At 37.4% G+C, this 25,275-nt stretch carries 22 protein-coding genes and 1 pseudogene; 20 read left to right on the forward strand and 3 right to left on the reverse strand.

Going from position 1 to position 25,275, the window contains the following annotated elements:
- Window positions 1–208 precede the first annotated feature (208 nt).
- The 5 genes from NSQ79_RS02285 (at window position 209) to NSQ79_RS02305 (ending at window position 3,928) form a co-directional block, all read left to right on the forward strand.
- Entirely contained in the window at window positions 209–901 is a 693-nt protein-coding gene (locus NSQ79_RS02285; RefSeq protein ID WP_339313784.1) for a thioredoxin family protein, read from the forward strand.
- Window positions 901–1,434: a hypothetical protein gene (locus NSQ79_RS02290; protein WP_014633515.1), complete on the forward strand. Its 534-nt coding sequence runs from the start codon at window positions 901–903 to the stop codon at window positions 1,432–1,434. Before NSQ79_RS02285 ends, NSQ79_RS02290 begins: the two co-directional genes overlap by 1 nt.
- A gap of 92 nt (window positions 1,435–1,526) precedes the next feature.
- The gene (locus tag NSQ79_RS02295; RefSeq protein ID WP_002886745.1) at window positions 1,527–2,219 is read left to right on the forward strand and encodes a hypothetical protein; all 693 of its coding nucleotides are present in this window, start codon (window positions 1,527–1,529) and stop codon (window positions 2,217–2,219) included.
- Between the two features lie 318 nt (window positions 2,220–2,537).
- Window positions 2,538–3,197, forward strand: coding sequence for an ABC transporter ATP-binding protein (locus NSQ79_RS02300; protein WP_002886746.1), 660 nt, complete (start codon window positions 2,538–2,540; stop codon window positions 3,195–3,197).
- A 14-nt stretch (window positions 3,198–3,211) separates the two neighbouring features.
- Complete coding sequence (locus tag NSQ79_RS02305) at window positions 3,212–3,928, forward strand: hypothetical protein (protein WP_049529172.1); 717 nt, start codon at window positions 3,212–3,214, stop codon at window positions 3,926–3,928.
- 584 nt (window positions 3,929–4,512) lie between these two features.
- Here the strand turns inward: NSQ79_RS02305 and NSQ79_RS02310 are convergent.
- Together NSQ79_RS02310 and NSQ79_RS02315 are read right to left on the reverse strand one after the other, a co-directional pair.
- Complete coding sequence (locus NSQ79_RS02310; protein WP_339313787.1) at window positions 4,513–5,820, reverse strand: GHKL domain-containing protein; 1,308 nt, start codon at window positions 5,818–5,820, stop codon at window positions 4,513–4,515.
- Window positions 5,821–5,829: 9 nt separating this feature from the next.
- Entirely contained in the window at window positions 5,830–6,573 is a 744-nt protein-coding gene (locus NSQ79_RS02315) for a response regulator transcription factor (protein ID WP_339313789.1), read from the reverse strand.
- A 501-nt stretch (window positions 6,574–7,074) separates the two neighbouring features.
- On the opposite strand from NSQ79_RS02315, the gene NSQ79_RS02320 reads away from it, so the two are divergent.
- The 7 genes from NSQ79_RS02320 (at window position 7,075) to NSQ79_RS02350 (ending at window position 13,876) form a co-directional block, all read left to right on the forward strand.
- Window positions 7,075–7,428: a hypothetical protein gene (locus NSQ79_RS02320; protein ID WP_049529128.1), complete on the forward strand. Its 354-nt coding sequence runs from the start codon at window positions 7,075–7,077 to the stop codon at window positions 7,426–7,428.
- Between the two features lie 181 nt (window positions 7,429–7,609).
- Window positions 7,610–8,083 (forward strand): IS200/IS605 family transposase, encoded by a 474-nt coding sequence (gene tnpA / locus NSQ79_RS02325; RefSeq protein ID WP_013990678.1) that lies wholly within the window; start codon window positions 7,610–7,612, stop codon window positions 8,081–8,083.
- A gap of 260 nt (window positions 8,084–8,343) precedes the next feature.
- Entirely contained in the window at window positions 8,344–8,730 is a 387-nt protein-coding gene (locus tag NSQ79_RS02330; RefSeq protein WP_002886754.1) for a helix-turn-helix transcriptional regulator, read from the forward strand.
- Between the two features lie 133 nt (window positions 8,731–8,863).
- Window positions 8,864–9,556, forward strand: a complete 693-nt coding sequence (locus NSQ79_RS02335; protein WP_002886755.1) for a DUF6287 domain-containing protein — start codon at window positions 8,864–8,866, stop codon at window positions 9,554–9,556.
- Between the two features lie 64 nt (window positions 9,557–9,620).
- Window positions 9,621–9,911 (forward strand): hypothetical protein, encoded by a 291-nt coding sequence (locus NSQ79_RS02340; RefSeq protein WP_002885564.1) that lies wholly within the window; start codon window positions 9,621–9,623, stop codon window positions 9,909–9,911.
- Between the two features lie 286 nt (window positions 9,912–10,197).
- A complete protein-coding gene (locus NSQ79_RS02345; protein ID WP_002886757.1) occupies window positions 10,198–13,314 on the forward strand; it encodes an SH3 domain-containing protein in 3,117 nt (1,038 codons plus the stop codon).
- Between the two features lie 202 nt (window positions 13,315–13,516).
- Window positions 13,517–13,876 carry a hypothetical protein gene (locus tag NSQ79_RS02350; protein ID WP_225901310.1) on the forward strand — a complete coding sequence of 120 codons (360 nt, stop codon included), beginning with the start codon at window positions 13,517–13,519 and terminating at the stop codon, window positions 13,874–13,876.
- A 50-nt stretch (window positions 13,877–13,926) separates the two neighbouring features.
- Here NSQ79_RS02350 and NSQ79_RS02355 read toward each other — a convergent pair whose 3' ends face one another.
- A complete protein-coding gene (locus NSQ79_RS02355; RefSeq protein ID WP_171021848.1) occupies window positions 13,927–14,946 on the reverse strand; it encodes an IS30-like element IS1139 family transposase in 1,020 nt (339 codons plus the stop codon).
- Between the two features lie 87 nt (window positions 14,947–15,033).
- Between NSQ79_RS02355 and NSQ79_RS02360 the strand changes: the two are divergent.
- From NSQ79_RS02360 to NSQ79_RS02395, 8 genes and pseudogenes are all read left to right on the forward strand, one after another.
- Window positions 15,034–15,444, forward strand: a pseudogene (locus NSQ79_RS02360) (LytTR family DNA-binding domain-containing protein); the annotation flags it as partial.
- 134 nt (window positions 15,445–15,578) lie between these two features.
- Complete coding sequence (locus tag NSQ79_RS02365; protein ID WP_002886760.1) at window positions 15,579–16,244, forward strand: DUF6287 domain-containing protein; 666 nt, start codon at window positions 15,579–15,581, stop codon at window positions 16,242–16,244.
- A gap of 247 nt (window positions 16,245–16,491) precedes the next feature.
- Window positions 16,492–17,226: a response regulator transcription factor gene (locus NSQ79_RS02370; RefSeq protein WP_002886762.1), complete on the forward strand. Its 735-nt coding sequence runs from the start codon at window positions 16,492–16,494 to the stop codon at window positions 17,224–17,226.
- The gene (locus tag NSQ79_RS02375) at window positions 17,223–18,542 is read left to right on the forward strand and encodes a GHKL domain-containing protein (RefSeq protein ID WP_049528314.1); all 1,320 of its coding nucleotides are present in this window, start codon (window positions 17,223–17,225) and stop codon (window positions 18,540–18,542) included. Before NSQ79_RS02370 ends, NSQ79_RS02375 begins: the two co-directional genes overlap by 4 nt.
- Before the next feature lie 97 nt (window positions 18,543–18,639).
- Entirely contained in the window at window positions 18,640–19,206 is a 567-nt protein-coding gene (locus NSQ79_RS02380) for a transcriptional regulator (protein WP_002886764.1), read from the forward strand.
- A 290-nt stretch (window positions 19,207–19,496) separates the two neighbouring features.
- Window positions 19,497–23,063, forward strand: coding sequence for an LD-carboxypeptidase LdcB/DacB (ldcB, locus tag NSQ79_RS02385; RefSeq protein ID WP_138261821.1), 3,567 nt, complete (start codon window positions 19,497–19,499; stop codon window positions 23,061–23,063).
- 132 nt (window positions 23,064–23,195) lie between these two features.
- Window positions 23,196–23,978, forward strand: a complete 783-nt coding sequence (locus NSQ79_RS02390; protein ID WP_002886767.1) for a carbon-nitrogen family hydrolase — start codon at window positions 23,196–23,198, stop codon at window positions 23,976–23,978.
- 9 nt (window positions 23,979–23,987) lie between these two features.
- Window positions 23,988–25,169 carry a pyridoxal phosphate-dependent aminotransferase gene (locus NSQ79_RS02395; protein ID WP_014633506.1) on the forward strand — a complete coding sequence of 394 codons (1,182 nt, stop codon included), beginning with the start codon at window positions 23,988–23,990 and terminating at the stop codon, window positions 25,167–25,169.
- Window positions 25,170–25,275: the final 106 nt, after the last annotated feature.

A 25,275-nucleotide genomic window follows, 5' to 3' on the forward strand; every position in this document is an offset into this window, starting at 1 on the left:
AACTATTTAAAAAGATGTAAGAAAGTCAAATGATAGTTTGAATTTGTTGTAAGTATCAGGTGTCGTTTTAAAGATAAAAAAGATTGAAAGGTAACGGTAATTAATGAAAATAAAAATTGAATCTGCTTGGAAAACCCTTTGTGATGCATTCCCCAAGCTAAAGGATAATCCTCTTTACAAGGGTTGGTATATTAGCTATGCGATCCTTGTGACGTTATCTATTTTAACGGTAGTTGTAGTGAACCATAGGATTGTCTATTCATTTCCGTTTGATTGGTTTGGTTTGCTTTTGGGAATTATCTTACCTTGGGTTCTTACGACCTTTTATATCGTATATCAAGGTGTGGACCATGCCCACCAGTTTACATCGACTAAAGTTGTTCTTGGGTTATTTATGTTACCTGTAATTCTGATTGGTTTTACCTCTAGTTATAAGAATGAATACAATTATAGTAATCGTATGGTTACGACGGTTTTTGATCAGGAACTCACGCAACAAAGTTTCCACGCAACAAAGATTACATCAAACCAGCTTGATTATTTTAAAGAAGATAATGTCATTTATCCTTATAAGAAAAATACAGCTTCAGAGATATATGTGTTCTTTAGACCTGATTGTCCTTACTGTCAAAAATCAATTCCAGTACTCAATAAGAGCTTAACTGAAAAAGAACGAAACAAGATTATCTATGTTAATGTTCTTGATGAAAGTGGTAAGAATTTAGCTAAAGCTATGGGAGTAGAGAAAGCAGCAACAGCAGTTATCTATCATAAGGATAAGAACTCTGGTGGATGGTCTAAACGTATTGAACGAATGGCAGGTGGAAAACATGCTGCACCTCGTCTTGATGAGGATGCTATCCATGATATTGTGTCAGTTGCAAAGGAGGAAACAAAATAATGTATTTATCAAAAAAAGATATTTCAGAATGGATCGCTAGCCTAAAAGCAGGTGACGAGGTTGCTGTCCAAATAACACGGATGGATGGTGTCATAGTTTCTAGTGAGCGTGGCATTGTCGACAAGTGGTTGGGAAAGAGACTTATAGTTGTTAACGGTAAGCGTTTTGTTCCTAGTACTGGTTTAAGACAAAGTAACGCTTTTGTCCCTGGTCAAAAGACAATCGTGGAACAACTTTTTCCCTTGGATGCTTTGCTTTTGGATGAGGAAGAACTTTTCAAAAGAGACACTATTATTCAAAAGTTGAAAGAGTCTGCTGAAGGTCTAGAGCACGCGCAGACTTCTTCTTCATTAGTCGTTTCTAGGGTTCTTCGTAAGCTATCAGTCTTAGACGTTGGTGATGTATATGATCTAAATGAACTACGTTCCTCTAGTAACACAGAAGACTTAGAAGATAGTGCTTTATTGGACAGACGGAAACTCTCAGAGAAGAAACGTTGTCTAAAGACTCTGGACCGTATGCTTACCAATTAAAGTCAAGATAATACCTTGGGTGCTTTTAAGTTAATCTCTATTTTGGGAGAAGTAGCTTCTCAATTTACTGATGCTGAAAATGAGGTAAGTGAATGTTAGGCTATGTCATTATGTTTGTAGTTATGTTTGCCATCAAGTGTGTAACTCTTACTTTTGTGAAGAATAAAGAGTCTACAGTAGTCAGTACTTTTCTGAGTGGCACGAATCAGATTTTTCTTAATACGATTGTCTGGTTTCTACGACTAACAGCCATGTTCCAGTTTTATCTTTTGGTGGTGGACAATAATCTAACTGTTATCCCTATAATTGTTGGTTTTATTCTACCTAATGTCTTGTTGTGGTTTAAGGGAATCAAAGCTTCTTTATCGAATTTGCTAGTCCATTGGTTAAAATCAGTTATTGGTCATAAGTATAGAACATGCCCATTTTGTCATGAATCACATTTATTCTTTCGATACACAGAAGACCGCACAGCTACATATTACTATCTCTTGACTGAAGATGATAGTCTTGTGGCCATTGGAGATTTTGATAATAGTGACCATCCTGCACGTTTCTTTTTAAGTAACGACGAATCACATTTTGATGAGCTGGTTGATGCCATGCTACCTTATATGTTGCTTGGAATGGAAGAGGTGGTCTATGTAGGTGGGCGACAACAGCGATTGGCTAGAGAATTGTATTGTGTCGATTGTCAGGAACGAGTCAGTGAAGATAGTGGAGTACAATTTGGTGAAGTACTTTTAAGTGAGCATAGGCATGAAGATCATAAAGCTCTTGTTTAGTTTTCGGTATTGAAGTTATTCTTGGATGTAGGAAAAGCAAACGCACTATTTTTAATTGGTGCTTTTTTGTTGGTAATAAACTTTTAAAAGAAATAATTGGAATAATATAAATATAGTGATACTTAATATATCCATAAAGATATGTCATAATTCATTTTTTTCAAATTAATTTAGTAGCCCTTAGATCGGAATTTTTTGAAGTAGAGTCAGAAAATACTGTTAATGATAAATTAAGTACCGTTTCTGACAAGAACTCCTATTGTGTAGCAGTCTGACATATAATGAGTTCGTAAACAAAATTAATAAATGGAGGCCCATATGTTTAAAGTAGAAGAGGTTAAGAAGTCCTTTAAAAATAAAGAAGTTTTAAAAGGTGTTTCTTTTTCTATCGGTGAGGGTGATAAAGTCGCCTTACTTGGAAATAATGGTGCAGGAAAGAGCACATTATTGAAAATTATTGCAGGACAGTTGGCTGCGAACTCAGGTAAAATCAGTACTTCTCTAAATTACCAAACGGAAATCGGTATGATGCCGCAAGGTGATATCTTAATAGATGATTTGACGGTTTCTGATTTAGTTTATCTAAAAAGTAAGATGAACCAAATTGATAGTATTAATGTTGATGAATTCTTGGATATGGTGGAATTACGAGATTTTAAAAACCATTATGTTTCAGGACTATCAGGTGGTCAAAAGAGACGACTTTCGTTATTGCTAACTATCTTAAATTCTCCTAAGCTGATTTTTTTAGATGAACCGACAACGGGAATGGATTTAGAATCTGTTGATAATTTTTGGAAACTTTTGGAGAAACAAAATTTTACTTCAGTTGTTGTAACACATGATTTTAATCAGATTGACCACTTTTTTACAAAAGTGTTGATTTTGAAAAATGGTCGTATTGCTGCTCATGAATCAGTTGAAGAAATTCATAAAGCTGGTAAGACAATCGAACAGTTTTATCGCGAGAAAGTATAAATGGAGAAATAATGATGATTAATATGATTCAACTTAAACAAGTATTGAGAAATAAACGATTCTTGTTATTTACGATTTTTATCCCTGTAACATGGTACATTTTCTTATACAACATTCAACAGGGAATTGTTCCTAATATTATGCTCGGCATCGCAGTATTTATCGGTATTATTGGTAATAGTCTAGCAACGTTTAGTAAACGAATTTCCTCAAATATTGGTTTTTACTCTTTTGAATCAAAGTTCACAAAATATAGTGTAAAAAAGTACCTCTTAGATCAGACATTTGTTCAAATCATTCTTAATAGTCTTATTTTTATAGTTGTGCTTGGTATAGCAGTAGCATTTTTTAAATTTCCTATCACCGGAAATCTAGCTATTCAGTTTTTGTTGCTAACTATGATGGGAATTTATTTTAGTATCATTGGCTTTGTCTTAGGTGTAAGATTAGATTCACAAATCCTTGATACTGTGAGCTTTCCGATTATTATTTTAGCATCAATGACAATTATTCCTTTTGCTACCCTAGGAGCAAAAGAAGGATTTATGGGACTTGTAAGTAAACTACAAATGATTTTTCCGGGATATTATTATACAAATATTATCAATTCAATTTCATCAGGAAAGGAAATCAATCTAACAGATTTTATTTTATTTGTAACAGTATTTATTTTGAATATTCTTCCATTATATTTCTTAGTTCCAAAGGTAAAATTTGTAAAAGCAAAATAATTATTGATGAACTAATATAAGATTATTCTCAGGCTTAAGATAAAGTCCCTTGAAGTACAACTTCAAGGGACTTTTCCTGTTAAAAGACATATCAATGGGTTTATCCACTGTGGATGTGGGAGAGCAGTACTTTTCTCTTCTATAGCTTGATTAATAGTTAACATTCACATTGTGGATTTAAAACTCATTACAACCATAAGAAGCCTTAAGAAGTTCTTCGTGAACGTTCAAAGTTCTTGCATAAGAGAATTAACCAATATTTAGAAGAGATTTCAGGCAACACCATATTTTTAAGAAAAGACATTGCTACAAGCTATATACCAAAAAAGTATAATTTAAATACAGACATGAAGGCATAAGGTTATTACCATATGGAGTTATAAGCAGTAACGACTAAATTCGTAGTTAATATGAAGAAGATTATAACACTAATAAAACCAAATAAGTAAACAAAAGGAGGAATCTACCCAAATGTGAGATAGATTCCTCTTTTTATATTTTTTAAACTATAGAGATTATTTTTTCAGTGGACTCCTTATTGAGCCTCACTTAATACCTATAAAGATACCTTACAAAATCTATAATTACTTACAAAATCTGATAGTTTGAGAAAAGAGATGATTTGCACTACGAGTGGTAATCGTAGATTTAGGGTATTTTTCTAATATGCTATTTACATTATGTAACCCAAGACCTCTTCCTTCCCCTTTACTAGAGTACCCCCTAGCAAAAATATGACTAACATCCACTTTTTCTGATTTTATACTATTTTCAACGATAAGTACCAATGAATCATCATTATTTATGAAAACAACAGTCATTCTAGGACTTGTGGCTTTAATGGTGGCTTCAATGGCATTATCACAAAGGATAGAAAGAACAGTTATGAAATCTAGTAATTCTATCCTAAAATTACTAACAGGTTCTTCAATCTCAACAGAAATTGAAATTCCCCTATTTTGTGCCTCAAGTAATTTAGCGGAAAGAATACTTTTGATAGCATCATTCTTAATATTACTAAGTTTAGCAATATCAAACTTACTATCATAGAATTGGTTTGCACTATCTCTAAGTACGCCATTGTAAACAGTTTTAATAGCTTCAATATCTTGATTATCAATTCCTAATTTTAGACTGGTCAAAATATTAATGTAGTCATGACGGAAACTTCTAATTTCCTCATAAAGTGATTCAACATGATGGCTGTAACTAGATAGTTCATTTAGTTGAGTATCTTTTTGCTCAATTATTTCCTTTTCTAGTTTTTCTTTTGAAATTGCATTGAGATAGAGTAGCATTACAAAAAACAGAACAATATAAAAGTTATTAATATGTCCTCTCCAGTTATCTGCATCAGCTAATTTGTCTCTATAAATAACCAATATAGAAACTAAGAGCATATATACAAACATGGAGATGTTGATCAGTAATAATAAATACCTGAAATAGTAACGCTTGAAACCTTCTTTTATTTCGTTAAAATCTAACCTAAGAGATTTTACTATGAGTAAATGAAGAGGGAAAACCAGTAATTCAATTAAGATATCAAACCAACTTAGTTTGACTTCATTGAAGACTGAGACTCCTAGTAGAGGGAAAACGTAGAATCCTAACATTCTACCTAGCAAGCTTTCAACGATAACGGGGTACAAGCCATAAAAAATATCAAGTGTTTTACTACCATACTTATTTTGATATATGTTATAAGCAATAAAGATAAAAAAGAAAGCAAAGTACCCAACAGGAGGACATATGATGAGGAGTAGAACATACAAAAATGGACCAATAATACACCACAAAGGTTTGATTGGTTGGTTACTAACCTGTTGAAACAGTAACAATGCTACTAATATCTTAGAATAGAACAGCAATAAATTTATAACTATATCCATAGAAACACCTTAGCTTTTCAGAGATTTAACTTTTTCTAGGAGGCCCTTATATTTCGTACGGGAAATGGGACATTCATTATTATTTTCAAACATTACCATTTTCTCTTCTTTATTGATCTTAACGATATTTTCAGGATTAACGATAAATGAACGATGGCATCGATATAAGCGTTCGTCAGCTCGTTCAACTTCTGAAATACTGGCGTAGAACTCCATTCGTTCTTCTTTAGTATGCAAAATAACTTTATGTATTGTTGGAGACGTTTCAAAAAATAAGATATTGTTAAAAGGAACTTGAACTTGAGCCGTAGCTGTTTCAAAAGTAAATGAATCTTGGGCAATAGTAGCACCCATTTTATTCATGGTATATTCAATTGCTAAATGAACACGTTCATAAAAATCTTCATCATCCAAAGCTTTATCGATAAAATCTAGTGCAGCAACTCTATATTTAAAAGTGACTGGCATAAATTCTGAATGTGTTGTTACAAAAACAATTGTTGCATTAGGATCTTTTTTTCGAATTTCTTTCGCAATGTCTAGCCCCTTTTTTTCTTCTCCTTTAATTTCAATATCTAAAAAGAAAAGTTGATGAGAACCTCTTTCGGTAATCGCATCAAGTAGCTGGCTAGGTTTTCCAAAAATCTCAGGTCCTTTACATTTTAGAGATTTTTTTGCAATAACATCCTTAATAACTGTTTCTATTCGTGATTGTTGTAAGAAATCATCTTCTAAAATAAAAATATTTAACAATTAGTTTACTCCCCATTCAATAAAATATTTAGTAACTGTGTTTCCTTTTTCCTAGAGCAAAAGCATTGAAGTATTTTTCAGTATTAAAAATTATATGATTTGTTGTTTTAGATAAGAATGATACTCTTTTTAAGGTTAATTAATTCATTTCTATGACGTCTAAACAAAAATCCATATTTCTCTGCAAATACAGTTATTTTTCCCCTAACATGCAATATACATAATAAGTATGGAAATTTTTAAGTAAAGATTTTTTTCTTATCTATAACTATGCGATATAAGTCGTCATAATTTGATTCCATAACTGAATCTTTTGTATTAAAACATACACTCACAATAGGTGACTCCAATCCAAGATAATATTTGTACATCGTAACAAGTCTATAAACTATTACATCGGTATATTTTTTCAGTAGATGACAATAAATGAACCGTTTATGATATATGACTAATCAAACGGTATAACCAAGCTATAATAAAAATAGTAATTGGAGGTGAATTATGTTCAATATTGTGAAGCACTTTTGGCTTTTGATAACTATTAAAAAGTATATAAAAAAATACAAGTTAAAAGTTAAAGTTAGAAATTATTTCAATTCTATAAGAATTACTACAAACACTAACAGTCTAAATTTTATCACACTTACAGAGAAAAGTAACTATGAAAAAAAAGTTAAAGAGATTAGGAGGAGTAACGTAAGTGCACAAATTATTTTATTGATCCCAAATGTTGATTATAGAAAAATATTCAATGAGCATCTCGAACTATTGGGAGTCATTGATGTCAAAAATTCATTAGCGAATATTGCTAGTGAAATTAGTGATTATCTAGATTATTTTTTTAATATCGAATAGACGTACTAATATCCCTATACATGTAATCTGTACCGAAGGTTATTATTTCGTTTTTCGAAAACTAGTAGCAGTGTTAGTGGTTCCGAAAAGCTTTTAGCGATGTATCAAAAAAGTCCCCCTAAAGTGTTATATTAGATAAGGTTTCCCGACCACTAACTAATATACAAAAGGAGGACCCCTGATGAGACAGGATAATAATAGTTTAGCACATACTACATGGAATTGTAAGTATCATATTGTTTTCGCCCCAAAATATAGACGTCAGATAATCTATGGGAAATACAAAGCAAGTATTGGTCAAATCTTACGGTTATTATGTGAAAGAAAAGGCGTTGAAATTCATGAAGCAGAAGCTTGCCCAGATCATATTCACATGTTAGTGAGTATACCACCGAAACTAAGTATTTCTTCATTTATGGGATATTTAAAGGGTAAAAGTAGCTTAATGATATTCGACCGACACGCAAATTTAAAGTATAAATATGGGAATCGCAAATTTTGGTGTCGAGGGTTTTATGTTGATACGGTTGGGCGAAATCAGAAGCGAATTGAAGAATATATTCGTAATCAATTACAAGAAGACGTGGTAGCAGATCAGCTTAGTCTGTTTGAGGAGTATGATCCGTTTACAGGTGAGAAGAATAAAAGAAAGTAATCTTAAAGAGACCCGCTAGACGGGTCAGCTAGCAAAGGTGGTGCTGAAGGGGAACCATTCGGTAGGCCTTTAGGCCTCGGCCGGTAGCAGAGGCTTTCAGCCGAAGAGCAAGCCACCTGTTCTCACGGGTGGTTTTGACTTGTAAGCGGTATTGAAAGTAATAATTATTTTTCATTTCACAATTGAAATAGTGAATATTGGGTGGTATACTATTACAAATCATAAAAATTATAATAGTTTCAAGTAATAGGGAGCTAGCGATGTTTGGACAAGACTTTGGTCATCGGTTAAGAGAGTTGAGATTAGCACAAGGACTCACTAAAGAAAAATTTTGTGAAGGGGATGAGGTTTTATCAGTACGACAATTGACACGTATAGAGACAGGGAAGTCTCAACCTAAACTAGAAACCTTAGAGCACTTGGCAAGACGTCTGAATATATCTTTATCGGAATTGCTTGGAGAGAGAGCTATAGGCTCAAAGTTGCCGGTAGAATACCTCAATCTCAAATATCAATTGATGCATGCGACTAGTTTAGATAAGCCAAATAACCTAATGAAACTAGACGAAAAGCTGGCTAGATTATTAGGAGATACCTCTTTAGCTGACATCATGTCAGAGAAAATGAGAGATGCTATGAAAGAATAGAGCAGGACATACGTGTCCTTTTTTTTAAAATATGCAGTATATTAGATTCATAAGAAGAACTAAAGAATATAACTTATTCATCAAGATTTTTGAAAATGACACAGTCTAAAATAGAGTATTAAGGAGAATTATTATGAAACCTGCTACAAAACGTTTCACAACTTTAACCGCACTCGCTTTAACTTCCGTTCTATTACTTGGTGCATGTGGTAATAACAAGAAGGAAGCCACATTAACATCGAGCTCTAGTAAGGTTAGTCAGAAAGTGAAATCGACAAAACCATCTTCAAAAGAAAAATCGAAGAAGTCTGAGAAAAAGACAAAATCTTCTAGTTCAGAAGAAGTCTCAAAAGAAACCTCTGGAGAAAAGAATTCACAACCATCAGCCGGAAATGTTGCTGGATCTACTCAACAAGAAGTTGCCCCAACAAATCCTAGTGAAGAAACAGCCGGAGTAAATCAAGGAACGACGACAGAACAACCAGCCGCTTCAGCGGAACAAACACCAGCTACCACAGCAGTGGATGTTACAGCAATGGCTAATGGTGATTTCTCTAGTGTTGCTGGTACCTATCAAAATGACTTAGGGGACACAATTACAGTATCCCCATCCGGTAGTGTAACCCGTGTTGGTGCTGAAAGTGGTTATAGTGATACAAGTAGTCAGCTCTTTAATGGTTTTGCTCAAGATGGCGGTTATGTAGCAGGTTTTGCTCATAATGATGGACCAACCAGTGACCCAATTTTCTTTGATAGTAATGGACAGATTCGTTTCGGTTCTGATGCGATATATGGTCGGATGCATGTTTACAATAAATTAGATTAATGGTATTGTCCCTCGGTACTTAAGAAAAGGAAATTACAAGTAGTAGAAGGAGTGCGCTTTAAAAATGTCTCAAAAAGAACATGGAGAAGTGAGAAGTACTAGTGGTACCTTAAAGGGGACCTATCACTATTTGGATTCTCCCAGTCCTCATTTGTTTCCGTTTGTCTTTATTAGTAACGTAACAGATAGCCTTCAGATGTTTCGCGTGTGTAAGAATGGTAAGCCAATTGCCTTTCCATTACTTCTACCAAATCAGTATAAAATTGTTTACATTAAGGACTTTCAAAATGTTAGCTCCTGCGATGAGATTACAGTGACTGAACATTTAGAAGAATACATCTATGATGAATCATAGTTAGACTAGATTGATACCTATAGTCAAATCAACCCAGAATGAATTAATTAATCTATTCAGATTTGCTTAATGTGTCAAGGAATTAGATGTAGCAAAAGCCCTCAGGTAGCCCCTTTGGGCTTTTCTTAATCATAGTTATCTGAAAGAATTAGCTATCAATTTTCTACAAAATAAAGTTTAGTAATAATATTGAAATAATTGTAAAAAATATTTCAAAGAGGTATAATAGAAGTATGAAAACGGTTCCAATCTTTATCAAACAGCCTAGAAAGTGAGAGTGATCAAAATGAGAAAGGCATATGTTTTTAAGGAACGTCAACGTTACTCAATACGTAAATATTCTTTTGGAGCTGCATCAGTCTTAATTGGTGCGAGCTTGATGCTTGGTGGGCATGCTTTGGCTCAGGAACAAGCCAATAGCACAGGTTCTATCACAGACTATGAAGTTACTGTAAATAATTCTGAAGCACCCCAAATTGACCAGGCAACTTCAGAAGCTGTTACCGATGTCCTCAATGAACCTGCGTCAAGATCAGAAGCACCAAGACCTAAGCTTGCTAGCAGTGAAGTTGCTTCTTCTGAAGCTAGTAGTGTAGTGTCCAGCGAGGTTGCTTCTTTGGAAGTACCAGCAGAGGTTGCTCATTCTGCATCTGCTGTCGCTTCTGTTTCTAGATCAGAAGTGGCTACTCCACGTTCTGAAGTGTCATCAGTAGCTAGCTCTGAAGTAGTTAGTGAGATTAACCGTTCAGCAACTTCAGAAGTAGCAGAAGTTAGAGGTACTGACCGTGAAGCTGTCGATACTAGTCTTCGTACTGTCTTAACTAATGCTAGTCAGCCAGGTGTAGATGGTCCTGTGACTGCTGATGGCTCTCTTGACATCCCATCGAACGGTACCTATTATTTCCGTCGCACAACTGAAATTCGTACAGCTCCAATCATGGATATCAAACCTACTTTCGTCTTTAGTGCAGGCGACCATGTTATCTATGATAAGGTCTTGAAGAAAGATAATCACCAATGGATTTCTTACATTGGTTACGATTATGAACGCTACTACGCTGATATCGCAGCTTTGAAGGCCGAAAACACTAGTAGCACTACTGAAGCGACTAGAGATGAAACTATCCCTGAACGTGGTACTTATTACTTCACTAAACCTGCAGATGTGAAGAACCAACCTAGCTTGACTGCCAAGACTGAGTTCAATTTTGATCCAGGCATGTCAGTCAACTACGATAGATCTTTGCTTGCGGACAACCACCGTTGGATTTCTTATACTTCGTACAGTGGTACTCGTCGTTATGTCGACCTAGGTGCTGTTGCAGAGGCTGTAGCTAAACCAAGAGGCGATATCGCTATTGAAAGTCATGACAATGGTGACTTTAGTGTAGTTATCAGTAATGTTTCAGACCAAAACGGTGTCCTCGGGGTATCTGTTCCAATCTGGTCTGAAAAGAATGGCCAAGATGATATCATTTGGTACAATGCAACTCGTCTTAACAATGGCAACTACAAGGTTAACGTCAGTCTAAGTGACCATAAGAATGAACGTGGTCTCTACAATGTTCATCTTTACTATGTTGAAACTAATGGTAAATTAGTTGGTGTGGGTGGCACAGCTTACACAGTTCCTGCCAAGGTTGAAGAAACGCATACAACTACTAGCTATAGCCTTCCTGACTCAGGAACTTACACCTTCAAAGAACGCACTGGCATTAAGGCAGAACCTCGTGTGGCAAGTCCAGAGTTAGCCTACTATGATGCTGGTATGTCAGTCAACTACGACAAGATTGTCAGTGGTGATGGTTACCAATGGCTTTCTTACCTCAGCTACAATGGCAACCGCCGTTATGTAGCTGTGGCAAAACTTGCTCAACAAGAAAGCAAACCAAGTGGCACTATCAGTATTGAAAACCTCTCTAACCTTGGTTTCGACGTTCATATCACTAATGTTTCTGGTGGTGACAAGGCTATCCAAGGTGTGAGTGTTCCAGTTTGGACAGCTAAAGACGGCCAAGATGATCTTGTATGGCACAAAGCTGACAGACAAAGTGATGGTAGCTACAAGGTTCGCATCAATGTTAACGACCATAAGGCCGAAGCAGGCGAATACATTGTTCATCTCTACTATGTTCAAGATGGTAAAATGGTAGGTATCGGTGGCACTAGCACAACTGTTCCAGTTCAAAATGCAACCCGACACAACCTTCCAGCTTCAGGTTCATACACCTTTACCGCTCGTACTGGCATTAAGGCAGAACCTCGTGTGGCAAGCCCAGAGTTGGCCTACTACGATGCTGGTATGTCAGTCAACTATGACAAGATTGTCAGTGGTGATGGTTATGAATGGCTTTCTTACCTCAGCTACAATGGTAACCGACGTTATGTAGCTGTGGCTAAACTTGCTCAACAAGAAAGCAAACCAAGCGGTACTATCAATATTGAAAACCTCTCTAACCTCGGTTTTGACGTTCATATCACTAATGTTTCTGGTGGTGACAAGGCTATTCAAGGCGTAAGTGTTCCAGTTTGGACAGCTAAAGACGGCCAAGACGACCTTGTATGGCACCAAGCTAGCAGACAAAGTGATGGTAGCTACAAGGTTCGTATCAATGTTAGTGACCATAAGGCTGAAGCAGGTGAATACATTGTCCATCTCTACTATGTCCAAGATGGTAAAATGGTAGGTATCGGAGGCACTAGTACAACTGTTCCAGTTCAAAATGCAACTCGCCACAATCTTCCAGCTTCAGGTTCATATACCTTTACCGCTCGTACTGGCATCAAGACTCAACCTTTGGTAGCCAACCCAGATGTTAGCTACTACGATGCTGGTATGTCAGTCAACTATGACAAGGTTGTCAATAATGATGGCTATACATGGCTTTCTTATCTCAGCTATTCAGGACATCGTTTCTATGTGGCTATCGCACCAACGAGTGTGACTAAACCTGTAGAACAACCTGTTCAACCAAGTACACCATCATCTGGTACCTATACTTTCAAAGAACGCTCTAGCATTAAAGCAGAACCAAGTGTAGCGAGTCCAGAGTTGGCTTACTATGATACTGGTATGTCCGTTAACTATGACAGATTGGTGACTGCAGATGGTCACACATGGCTCTCTTATGTTAGCCATGGAGGCAACCGTCGTTACATTGCTATTGATGGTAAGGCAACAGCAGTTGCTCAACCAGCAAGTCCAAGCCTAGCTGCAACTGGTACTTATACCTTTACCAAACCTAGCTCTATCAAGGCTCAACCAAGTGTTGCTAGTCCAGAGTTAGCCTACTATGATAAAGGCATGTCCGTTCGCTATGACAAGGTCCTTACAGCCGATGGACACACATGGTTATCTTATACGACTTATAGTGGTGCAAGACGCTATGTGGATATTTCTTAAGAGTTGTAACATCACTCTCTTTTGAGGGTGGTGTTTTTTTAGTTTCAAGAGTTGAATCAATATATTGTTCAATATGCTTTAGAAACATTTGCTGTAAATTAGCGAAAGTTATAAAATCAAGGTGAAAGTATAGGATTCGTTCTATGAGTAACTAGCATCTTAAGTTATAGAATAAGGATGTTGTAATTAGAGGTGTTCAATTATGTTAGATATTTTTGTTTTAGAAGAAGATTATTTTCAACAAGCTCGTCTTGAGGATGCTATCCACAAGTCTAAACAAATATATATTTTAAGAATTGGGAAGGTTGATTTATACGATAAACCCAATCAATTATTAGAGCGTATTACGGAAAGGGGCTCGCATTTACTGTTTTTTCTAGATATTGGATCTGACAGTGATGTCGAAGGGGGAATATTGGTTGCTCAACAGATTCGTGAGCGAGATCCGTATGCAAGTATTGTTTTCATCACAGCACATCCCGAACTCCTACCTTCAACCTTTCAGTATCGCTTAGCTGCACTTGATTTTATTGACAAGAATTTGCCTGATATTGAACCCTAATTGTCAAGTCAAGTGCAACAAAGATGTTCCTCTGATTAAGTGAGTATCTTTCAAGCTGTTTGAGTTAGCTCAAACAGCTTTTTTGCGGACTGATAGCCATGAATTCGTCTAGGTCTTTCATTGATAGCCTTTGTATAGTCCTCTAAAAGATTCTGATTTAGTTCTTTTAACGAACACCCCTTCGGAATGAACTCTCTTAGTAGTCCATTGAAATTCTCATTTGTACCTCGTTCATAAGATGAATAGGCATGTGCAAAATAAACATCTAATCCCTCTATCTTACTCAATGATGAAAATTCGTTTCCATTATCTGCAGTTATGGACTTAATGGGATAAAGTTTCATACACTCTAAGACTGCTTGATTGACATACTCTGCTTTCTTTTCCACGAGTTTCTTTGTGACAGCATAGCGTGTTTGTCGTTCTACCAAGGTTAGAATAGAAGGTTCTCCTATTGTCTTTCCACCCAGAACAGAATCGATTTCCCAATCTCCAAAACGGGAACGATTATTGATTTCTTCTGGCCTTTCTTCAATTGACTTTCCTAGATGTTTCTTGGTAGAGGGGCGCTTGGTAAATTTCTTACGGATCCGCACTGCTCTTGGCAAATCAATGACCTTAATCTCTAACAATCCTTGATGGATATAGTTATAGAGCGTCTTGGTTGAAGGAACAACTGCATCTACATGTTGGAGTCTATAGGTATGAACAAAGGTATCCACGCTATGCACCCTTGGTTTCTCTCTCATTGCTTCTGTAAATGCTCTCAGAAAGTCATCCGATACGGAATCCAGTTTCAAATAATAGCTGGCTTCTCTAGCATGACGATAACGGTTATGAGCAGCATCTGCATAATAGTGTTGGTAATAGACCTTTTGCCCATTTACTTTTTTCACTTGTGTTATGGAACCACGATTAATTTCACGAGTAATAGTAGAGCGATTTCTCCCTAGTCTACGAGCAATCTCAGCAGGTTTGAGTCCTACGCTTAAATAAGCTTCAATTTCCCCTCGCTCAGCTTCAGATAAGTGCTTGTATGATTGATTTGTGGTAGAATAATTAGTGGACATGTTCATCTTCCTTTATACTGTTTTTCGCAACTCTAGTATATCAGATGAACATGTCTTTTGTGTTGCACTTCATTTTACAATAGGGCGCCTGATATTGAATATGAAGATAGGATTATTTCTGATATTGGATTAGCACTTTCTAAAAATGGTCTGAGCCAAATAGAGTGTGCTTTTACTATAGATACAAAGAATGCAACTATACAAGTTCCTTTTCATAAGATTCTCTATTTTGAAACATCTCCAACGGTTCATAAGGTAATTCTTCATACAACAGAAGAGCAAATTGAGTTCTATGGTCAATTATCAAAAGTTGTAAAACAAGATTGCAGACTATATAAATGCCATAAATCATTTGTTGTAAATCCCGAAAACATTGTGAGATTGGACAAAGAATTAGGTGTTATTTATTTTGAAAACGGAGAGTCATGCTTGGTTTCGAAAGCTAAACAAAAAGAGATTGTTGCTAAGATGCTTGTTCCAAAATCCATGGCAGTTTGATGTATATAGTATTTTTATTTTAAATGTTATTTTCTGATTATGACGAAAAAACGACTGTTTATGACTTCAATGAAAAATTTAGCTTTCTATATATTATAATAATCTCGTAAATTATCAGAAAAGGAATCTCACTCATGAAAAATACAAGTAAACTTATTGGTATCCTATCAGCTCTAATTGTAGTTATCCTTGCTGTCTTCTTGGTGACTAAGTTTAATAGTCATGAGTCAGCGCGTGTTAGCACAAGTAGTAGCCCAGCTAAAACGGTTAAGAAATCATCTTCAAGCTCAAGCAAAGCTGTTAAGAAGGATAAGAAATCAGCTCAATCATCAACTTCAGCAGTTTCAAATGAAGAAAATGACAATCAGGCTTCAGCAGTAGCACCTAAAGCTTCTTCTCAAGAACAAGCTCAAGCAGGAACTGCAGATGGCGGACAAGTGGCTGAAGCAGCAGCTGGATCAGACAAGGTTAAATCTGAAAAGAATACAAATAATAGTCAATCATCGCTTGACTTTGGTGCCCTTGATAATGGTGATATTAGCTCTCTTGTGGGAACTTGGACTAATGCGAATGGTGAATCAGTTACAATTAACGCTGATGGTACAATTATTAAAAACTCAACAGGTTATACTGCTCAATTGAAGCCTCAAAGAGTTTCAGATAATATTTTTTATGCAGGAGTATTCTCAGATACAAGCTCAGCTGCATTGAGAGCGATTTCTGGAGGTAGTAACGGCTCTGATTACCTTGTTATTGGTCAAGACCAAACTGCTGAAGGTTTCCCTTATTATCGTAACTAGTACGAAAAAAGATTGCTATTTATGAACTGCACCCCAAAAGTTAGACAGATAAAATCTAACTTTGTGGGGTGTTTTTTAATTGATTGAAGTGAAAAATGTTACAAACTATTGTCTTTTTTGTAACAAAAATGTAAAATAAGTAAAGAGAACAATAAATCTCATTTTGAATAAATAAGAGAGGTTCATTTATTAAAGAAATGCTCTAACTTAGAATTTCTCTTAAGATTATGCCAAAGGAAGTTATGCCATGCTTAACATCTATGTTTTAGAGGATCATTTTATCCAACAAAATCGTATTGAAGAGGTTATTCATACGATTCTTAAGAAAAATAACATTAAAGTGGGCGACTTTGAGGTTTTTGACAAACCCAATCAACTGTTAGACTTTATTACCGAGCGAGGGTCTCATCAGCTCTTTTTCCTAGACATTCAGATTAAAGACGATACTAAAAAAGGCTTGGAAGTTGCAAAGCAGATTCGCAAGAGTGACCCCTATGCCAATATTGTTTTCTTCACGACTCATTCAGAGTATCTTCCCTTAACTTTTCAATACCAATTGGCAGCTCTAGACTTTATTGATAAGTCTTTGGAGGGTGAGGACTTTCAAAAGCGTCTGGAAAGTATTATCTTATTAACCTGCAAAAAGATACAGAGTCAGAATCCAGAAGACGCTTTTCGGATTGAGAATGTTAAGACCGTTATTCAGGTTCCCTTTCATGATATCTTGTACTTTGAGACCTCGGATATCGTCCACAAGGTTATCCTTTATACTAAAGAGGAGCAGATTGAGTTTTATGGCAGTCTCTCTCAAATTGAAAAGAGTGACCCTAGACTGTTTAAATGTCATAAGTCCTTCCTAGTTAATCCAGAAAATATCATCAAATTAGATAAAAGTACGGGGACGGTCTATTTTGAAAATGGTGGCGTTTGCTATGTTTCAAAGTTGAAACTAAAGAAATTACTTGAGAGAATTAGCCTATGACAGCGATTAATTTTGTGTTGGATAATCTAGACTTTTTAGCGGAGATTATCCTCTTTATTCTCATTTATCAATACATTACCTCCGAGAAGATAAAGCTAAGATGGTATATCATCATCCCCTTGATTATCCGATTTTTGTTTGTGCTTTCTCCAGTCCTATCCTATGTTTTAGGGCATGCCTTCTTGGTTGTTTATTCCCTCTACAGAAATCGTTATGGTAATAGGTTATTAGATATTTTCTATAGCTTGTTTCCAATCGTCATAGAAAGTCTTGTTCACAATCTTATTATTTATGGGATTGCCTTAGTCATCAATCGACATTATCTGATTGTGCTGAATCATTTTCATTTAAACCTTGTCACTGAGTTGCTAGTCTTTCCTGTGTTTTGGTTAATCATTAAGACCTTAAAAGTAGATTTCAAAGCGCTGAACTATGGTTTTAGAAAGTCATTTTCAAAGTACTTTTTATTGCTTATAGATATATCAATGTTATCTTATGCCCTCCTTCTCCAATATATTACCTTTTTTGTGCAACAGATCCTTGGAGGAAGAGATTGGCATGTTTATCTCGTGGTGACCTATGCTTTACTCTTTCTTGCGACCCTTGTTTACATTAATGCGACTTTCAGCGAAAGACTAAAAGAAGAAGTCCTACTCCAAAAAGATAGGCAAATGAGTGATTTGGCTCATTATAGTCAACAAATCGAGCAACTCTATACTGATCTTCGTCGATTTAGGCATGATTACTTAAATATCTTGTCTAGTATCAAATATGGCATTGACTCCAAAGATATAGCTATCATTTCCGATATCTACGATAACATCCTTGAAAAAACAAAGACTCGGATTGAGGGGAAACAGTACGAAATTGCCAACTTGATTAATATTAAAGATGAAGCCGTTAAAGGTGTCTTGGCTAGTAAAATCTTGGAAGCACAAGACCAGTCTATTACCGTTCACCTTGAGGTCAGCGACGTCTTTGAAGTATCGAGGATGGAATTGTTGGATTTCATAACAGTGCTATCCATTTTTTTGGATAATGCTATTGAGGCTAGTTTGGATAGCATTACTAAAGAAGTAACCATTGCTCTTATCAGTAGCGATACAAAGGTAGTAATAGTAGAGAATACCATTGCTCAAGAATCTATCAATACAGTCGGCATCTTTAAACTTGGTCGCTCAAGTAAAGGAGAAGGACGTGGTATAGGTTTGTCCACTGTTCGAGAGATTTTAGGGAAGTATCCTAATTGTTCTTTGTCAACACAATCTAAAGACTATCGTTTTAAACAGACACTAAAAATAGAAGATGTGGTCTGATTATGACGGAAAAAACACCGTTTATGACTTCAATGAAAAATTTAACTGTCTATATATTATAATAACCTAGTAAATTATCAGAAAAGGAATATCACTCATGAAAAATACAAGTAAACTCATTGGTATCCTATCAGCTCTAATTGTAGTTATCCTTGCTGTCTTCTTAGTGACTATGTTTAATAGTCATGAGTCGGCGCGTGTTAACACAAGTAGTAGCCCAGCCAAGACGGTCAAGAAATCATCTTCAAGCTCAAGTAAAGCTGTTAAGAAGGATAAGAAAACAGCTAAATCATCATCTTCAGCAGTTTCAAATGAAGAAAATGACAATCAGGCTTCAGCAGTAGCACCTAAAGCTTCTTCTCAAAAACAAGCCCAAGCAGGAACTACAGATGGTGGACAAGTGGTTGAATCTACAACACCAGCTTCTCAAGTTGGAGGAGTTGAAGGTGGTCGAGGTGCATGGACAGCAACTTCTGGAACATTGACACTTGATGAGGAAACACCTGTTTATGCTGCTCCAGATAAAGATAGCGGAGCAGTTTCTACACTTCCTGCCGGAGATGTTGACTGGGATAAATATGAAATTTTACCTGATGGAAACTGGTATAGTTTTGTTAAGAATGGCCAACGTTATTATATTTCATATTCAGATGTAGGACATTGATAAATGATTTAAAAAGCAAACATGATAACTCGTATAAAGTTATCATGTTTTTTATGTTTCCCTCTACTTTTCCTAACAAAATTACGAATAAATAAGTATGGCTTGCTTCGGCTTTCGATTATGACAAAAATCGGACAGTTTATGATTTAAGTGGGAACAAGCCAAATAAATTTGGTATACTAATGGGTAAGTGAGAAATATTTAGTAATATTCTGTAAAGTACTTGTAATATTTGTCACCGAGTGTTACAATCAACCTGTAACATCAATTCGATAGAGAGAATAATTGATATGAAACGAGAAAAATTTTTACACGAACAACAACGTTTTTCCATTCGTAAATATTCATTTGGGGCAGCATCAGTTCTTTTAGGAGCTAGTTTGGTCTTTGCGGGGCAAGCTTTGGCTGATGAGCATCATGAGGTTTCAACACCTTCAGATGCTTCTTTGCGTGCTATCTCAGATAGTGATGCTGTGACAGCAGCTGATATTTTCAGTGGTGTAGCAACAGATGGGGCAGCGTCAAGTGAGAAAGCTAGCCAAGTCTCAACAACTAGTCAAACCGCCAGTGAAACTGCCACTAGCGAGGCTACGAGTGAAGTGAGTGCTAGTACCTCACAAGTAGCAGATAAAACTTCTGAATCAACAGTTGCCAGCTCAGAAGCCACAAGCGGTACAAATACTTCGTCTGAAACAGCTACTAACTTTGATGTATCTGCCTTAACGAGAGCAGCTGTCAATACTAGTTTGGTGAGCCAACCGGCTACAACTACAGCAAGCGACCTCCCAAGCCAAGGAACTTATGTCTACAAGGAACGTACAGAGGTTAAGAATCAACCTAAGGTTTCTGCCAAGGCTGAATTTTATGTAAATCCAGGGGATAGCGTCTTTTACGATCAAGTCGTGACAGCTGATGGTTACCAATGGATTAGCTACAAATCATACTCTGGTGTGCGTCGTTATGCTCCAGTGAAACCAGTGGCAGCTGGTAGTGGTAACGGTAATAGTGGTAATGGGGATGGCAAACCTTCTAATGGCGCTCAAGCCACAACAGGTGCTTTGAATATCCCAGCGACAGGAACTTACTACTTTACACGTGACACAAATATTAAGAAGGAACCAAAAGCAGATCTCAAACCTACTTTTGTTTTCGGCAAGGGTGACCATGTCATCTATGATAAAGTTTTGACAGCTGATAATCACCAATGGATTTCTTACCTTGGTTATGACTATGTTCGCTATTATGCCGATATTGCGACTTTGACACCAGCCAAAGCTGAAATACCAACTGTTAAACCAACAGAAACTAATCAAGCAAAACCAGAAACTACTGGTGCTGAAAAGCTTCCAGCAAGTGGTACTTATAATGTGACACGTAGCTTGAATGTTAAAAACGAACCTAAGGCTTCTGCAGATACACTTTACACCTTGGAAAAAGGCTACAAAGTGAACTATGACAAGGTATTGACTGCGGATAACCACCAATGGATTTCTTACATTAGTTACAGTGGTACACGTCGTTATGTGGATATTGCGGCTTTGAAAACGACTGAGTCTAAACCGGTGGCTCCTAAAGATGGGGTTAAACCTGCTCCAAAACCTGAACTTACGCCAGAGAAAACTACTGATAATTCAGAAGTGACAGAAGTACTTGAAATCCCAGACAAAGGGACTTATCACTTTAAGAAAACTGCTAATGTGAAATCTGAACCTAAAGTTTCCTCTAAGACTGAATTTACTTTCGAAGATGGTGATTCCTTGTCATATGATAAGGTTATGTTGGCAGATGGTCACCAATGGATTTCTTACAAGAGTTTTAGTGGTGCTCGTCGCTATGTTGATATTGCTAAAGTAGAGGTTAGTCAAGACAAAGCTGGTACTACAACAAGCGAGTCAGATCTTAAACCAAACCAACCGGTTGCTTCAGAGAATGTTAAACCAGTAGATAATAAGCCTATGGAAACCAAACCAGTCGATAAACCGGCTGAAAAACCAGCAGTGACAGGAGCTGATAAACTTCCTTCAAGTGGGCGTTACAACTTTACTAAGACTGTAGATGTTAAGGACGAACCAAAGGTGTCAGCCAAGACTGAGTTTGTTTTTATGAATGGCGATTCTGTCTTTTATGATAAGGTTTTGACAGCGGACAATCATCAATGGATTTCTTATGTCAGCTACAGTGGTAAACGTCGTTATGTTGATGTTGCGACTGTGAAAGTAACAACAAACAAGCCAGTTGAGTCTAAACCGACTGAAAATAAACTTACCGGTAAGCTTAACATTGAAAATATGACTGAAAATGGCTTTGATGTGGTTATTACTGAGGTTTCAGGTGCTGGTAAGGCTATCCAGGAAGTACTTGTTCCTGTCTGGTCTGACAAAGACGGTCAAGACGACCTCAAATGGCCATCTGCAAGTAAACAAGCAGATGGTAGCTACAAGACACATGTATCTATCAGCGATCACAAGAATAATCGTGGTGATTACACTGTCCACCTCTACTATAAGATTGATGGTAAACTTCAAGGTGTTGGTGGCACTCATACCAGTGTTCCAGTTCTTCAAGATCTTAGCCACCAATTGACCAATAACGGTTCTTACTACAGTGTTCGTGGTAAATACGATGATATTATCATTGTCAATAAAAAACATGGTCTTTCTAAGGACTATAACCCAGGTGAGAATCCTACAGCTAAGGCGGCTTTTGTTCGTCTTCGTGACGATATGATTAACCAAGGTTTGAATGTTGGACGTTCATACAGTGGTTTCCGTTCTTATGACTATCAAAAGACTCTTTACGATAACTATGTTAGCCGTGATGGTCAGGCAGCTGCGGACCGTTACTCAGCTCGTCCTGGATATAGTGAACATCAAACTGGTTTGGTCTTTGATTTGACCGATAAATCTGGTAATTTGCTTGAAGATTCACGTGCTAGCCAATGGCTTAAAGACAATGCACATAACTATGGCTTTATCGTGCGTTTCCAAGCAGGTAAGGAAGCTTCAACTGGCTACATGCCAGAAGCATGGCACATCCGCTATGTGGGTAAAGAAGCTAAAGACATCCACGATTCAGGTTTGAGTTTGGAAGAATACTTCGGTATCGAAGGTGGCGATTATGCTGCTAGCAGCAAACCTGCTGAAAGTAAATCAGCCACTACAGGTGCTATCAACCTTCCAGCGACAGGAACTTATACCTTTACAGGTCGTGCGTCAATCAAGGCGGAAGCTAAGGTTTCAAGCCCAGAGTTGGCCTACTATGACAAAGGTATGAGTGTAAACTATGATAAGGTTGTCACAGCTGATGGTCGTCAATGGCTTTCATATGTAACAGCAAGTGGTAACCGTCGTTATGTTGATATTGCAGCGGCCAAGGCAGAAGCTAAGCCAGAAACAAAACCAGTTGCGAAACCAGCGAATAACCCAAGTCTCCCAGAATCAGGCACTTATACTTTCACAGGTCGTGCGTCAATTAAGGCAGAAGCTAAGGTTTCAAGTCCAGAGTTGGCCTACTATGACAAAGGTATGAGTGTTAACTACGATAAGGTTCTCACAGCCGATGGCCGTCAATGGCTTTCATACGTGACAGCAAGTGGTAACCGTCGTTATGTTGATATTGCAGTAGCTAAGACAGAAGTAAGTCAACCAGCCGCAAAACCAAGTCTCCCAGAATCAGGTCGTTATACCTTCACAGGTCGTGCGTCAATCAAGGCAGAAGCTAAGGTTTCAAGTCCAGAGTTAGCCTACTATGACAAGGGCATGAGTGTTAACTATGACAAAGTTTTGACAGCCGATGGCCACACATGGCTTTCATATGTGGCAGCGAGTGGCAACCGTCGTTATGTTGATATTGCTTAATGAAGTAATGAATCAGGTTGGACAATGTGTCCAGCCTTTTTTGATAGCCTTTCTTTATCATGAGATTGAATTTTTCAATTTTTGTGACGTCTTTTGGAGTGCTATAATGGTTAATATAGAATCGAGGTTACTATGAAAATTGCATTGGTACAGATGGATGTTGCTCACGGAAAGCCTGTGGAAAATAAAAAGCACGTGAAAGAGATGTTGGAGAGGGCACTTAGCGAAAAGCCTGACGTCATTGTGCTACCTGAAATGTGGAATACTGGCTATGCTTTAGATGAACTGGATGGGCTTGCAGATAAGGAAGGTTTGGACTCTCAAGAAATCTTGTCTCATTTTGCTAGGAAACATGCTGTGGCTATTATCGGAGGGTCCGTTGCTATTGAGAAGGACGGCAAATTCTACAACACGACCTACGTCTACAATAAGTCTGGGGACCTAATCAATACCTATAGCAAGGTCCATCTCTTTGGCCTCATGGCAGAGGACCAGTATATGTCTGCAGGGTCTTCGGAGTCTGTATTTGAGCTTGATGGTGTGACAGCTACTAGTGTCATTTGTTATGATATTCGTTTTCCTGAATGGGTGCGAACACAGATGGCACAAGGAGCCAAGGTACTTTTTGTGGTAGCGCAGTGGCCAGAACCTCGTGTGCAACAATGGGAGATTTTGTTAAAGGCGCGTGCGGTTGAAAATCAAGCTTTTGTAGTTGCGGTTAATCGTGTCGGAACAGGACCAGACGATGTCTTTTCAGGGCATTCTATGGTTATCGATCCACTTGGAAATGTGGTCTTGCAATCCAAGGAGCATGAGGAGGGCATTTTTACGGCCGATATTAATCTTGAAGAGGTAGATAAGGTTCGAGGTCAGATTCCTGTTTTTGAGGATCGTCGCACGGACTTGTATCATTAAGGAGCGTTTATGTTATTTGAAGAATCGGACTTATTGAAGGCATTGCCAGAACAGTTTTTTGCAGGTTTGGTTGCTAAGGTTAATGCCAAGGTGGCGGAAGGAGCAGATGTGATCAATCTTGGTCAGGGCAATCCCGACCAACCGACTTATGACCATATTGTTGAGGCGCTGTGCCTTTCAGCGAAAAATCCTGCTAGCCATAAGTATTCACAGTTTCGAGGCAATCGTCCTTTTAAGGAAGCAGCTACTAGTTTTTACAAGAAACATTATGGGGTTGATTTGGATTCGGAGCGTGAGATTTGTGTCATGGGTGGAGCTAAAATTGGACTAGTGGAATTGCCCCTAGCTTTGATGAATCCTGGAGACCTCCTGCTCTTGCCTGACCCAGGATATCCTGATTATTTATCAGGAGTGAGTCTAGGACGTGTAGCCTATGAGACCTTTCCTTTGACGGCTGAAAATGATTTCTTGCCAGATTTGGATGCCATTCCTGAAGAGACAGCTCGTCGTGCTAAGTTTATCTATATCAATTATCCGAATAATCCTACGGGGGCTGTGGCGACTAAGGCCTTTTATGAAAAGTTGGTTGCTTGGGCTAAGACCTACGAAGTAGGAGTGGTGAGTGATTTGGCTTACGGAGCTTTGGGGTATCAGGGTTATGAGAATCCTAGCTTTTTATCAACGCCTGGTGCTAAAGATGTGGGGATTGAGTTCTATACTTTCTCGAAAACCTTCAATATGGCTGGTTGGCGTCTGGCCTTTGCGGCTGGGAATGACCAGATGATTGAAGCCTTGAATCTGATTCAAGATCATCTTTTTGTGGGAATCTTTCCTGCCTTGCAGGAGGCTGGGATTGCAGCTCTCTTAGACCCTAAATCTGAGGAGGTTGTTGCTCAACTGAATGCGACTTATGATAGCCGTCGAGATGCTTTTGTCCAGGCAGCTGCTAAGATTGGCTGGCAGGCCTTTCCATCCAGAGGTTCTTTCTATGCTTGGATGCCTGTGCCAGAGGGGTACACCAGTGAGAGTTTTGCGGATCTTTTACTTGAGAAGGTCCATGTTGCTGTGGCACCAGGTAAAGGATTTGGTCCTGCGGGTGATGCTTATGTTCGTATTGGGCTTTTGGTAGAGCCAGAGCGTCTGGTCGAAGCGGTCGATCGTATTGCCAACTTGCATTTATTTAATAACTAGATAGCATTCGTGAAAACAAGTAGTTGAAAAAGACTGCTTGTTTTTTTCATATTAATTTCAGTTTTTCCTTGACAAATGAATAAAAATACAATAAACTGGTTACATA

The sequence above is a fragment of the Streptococcus sp. FSL W7-1342 genome (assembly GCF_037966635.1).
GTDB lineage: Bacteria > Bacillota > Bacilli > Lactobacillales > Streptococcaceae > Streptococcus > Streptococcus salivarius_D.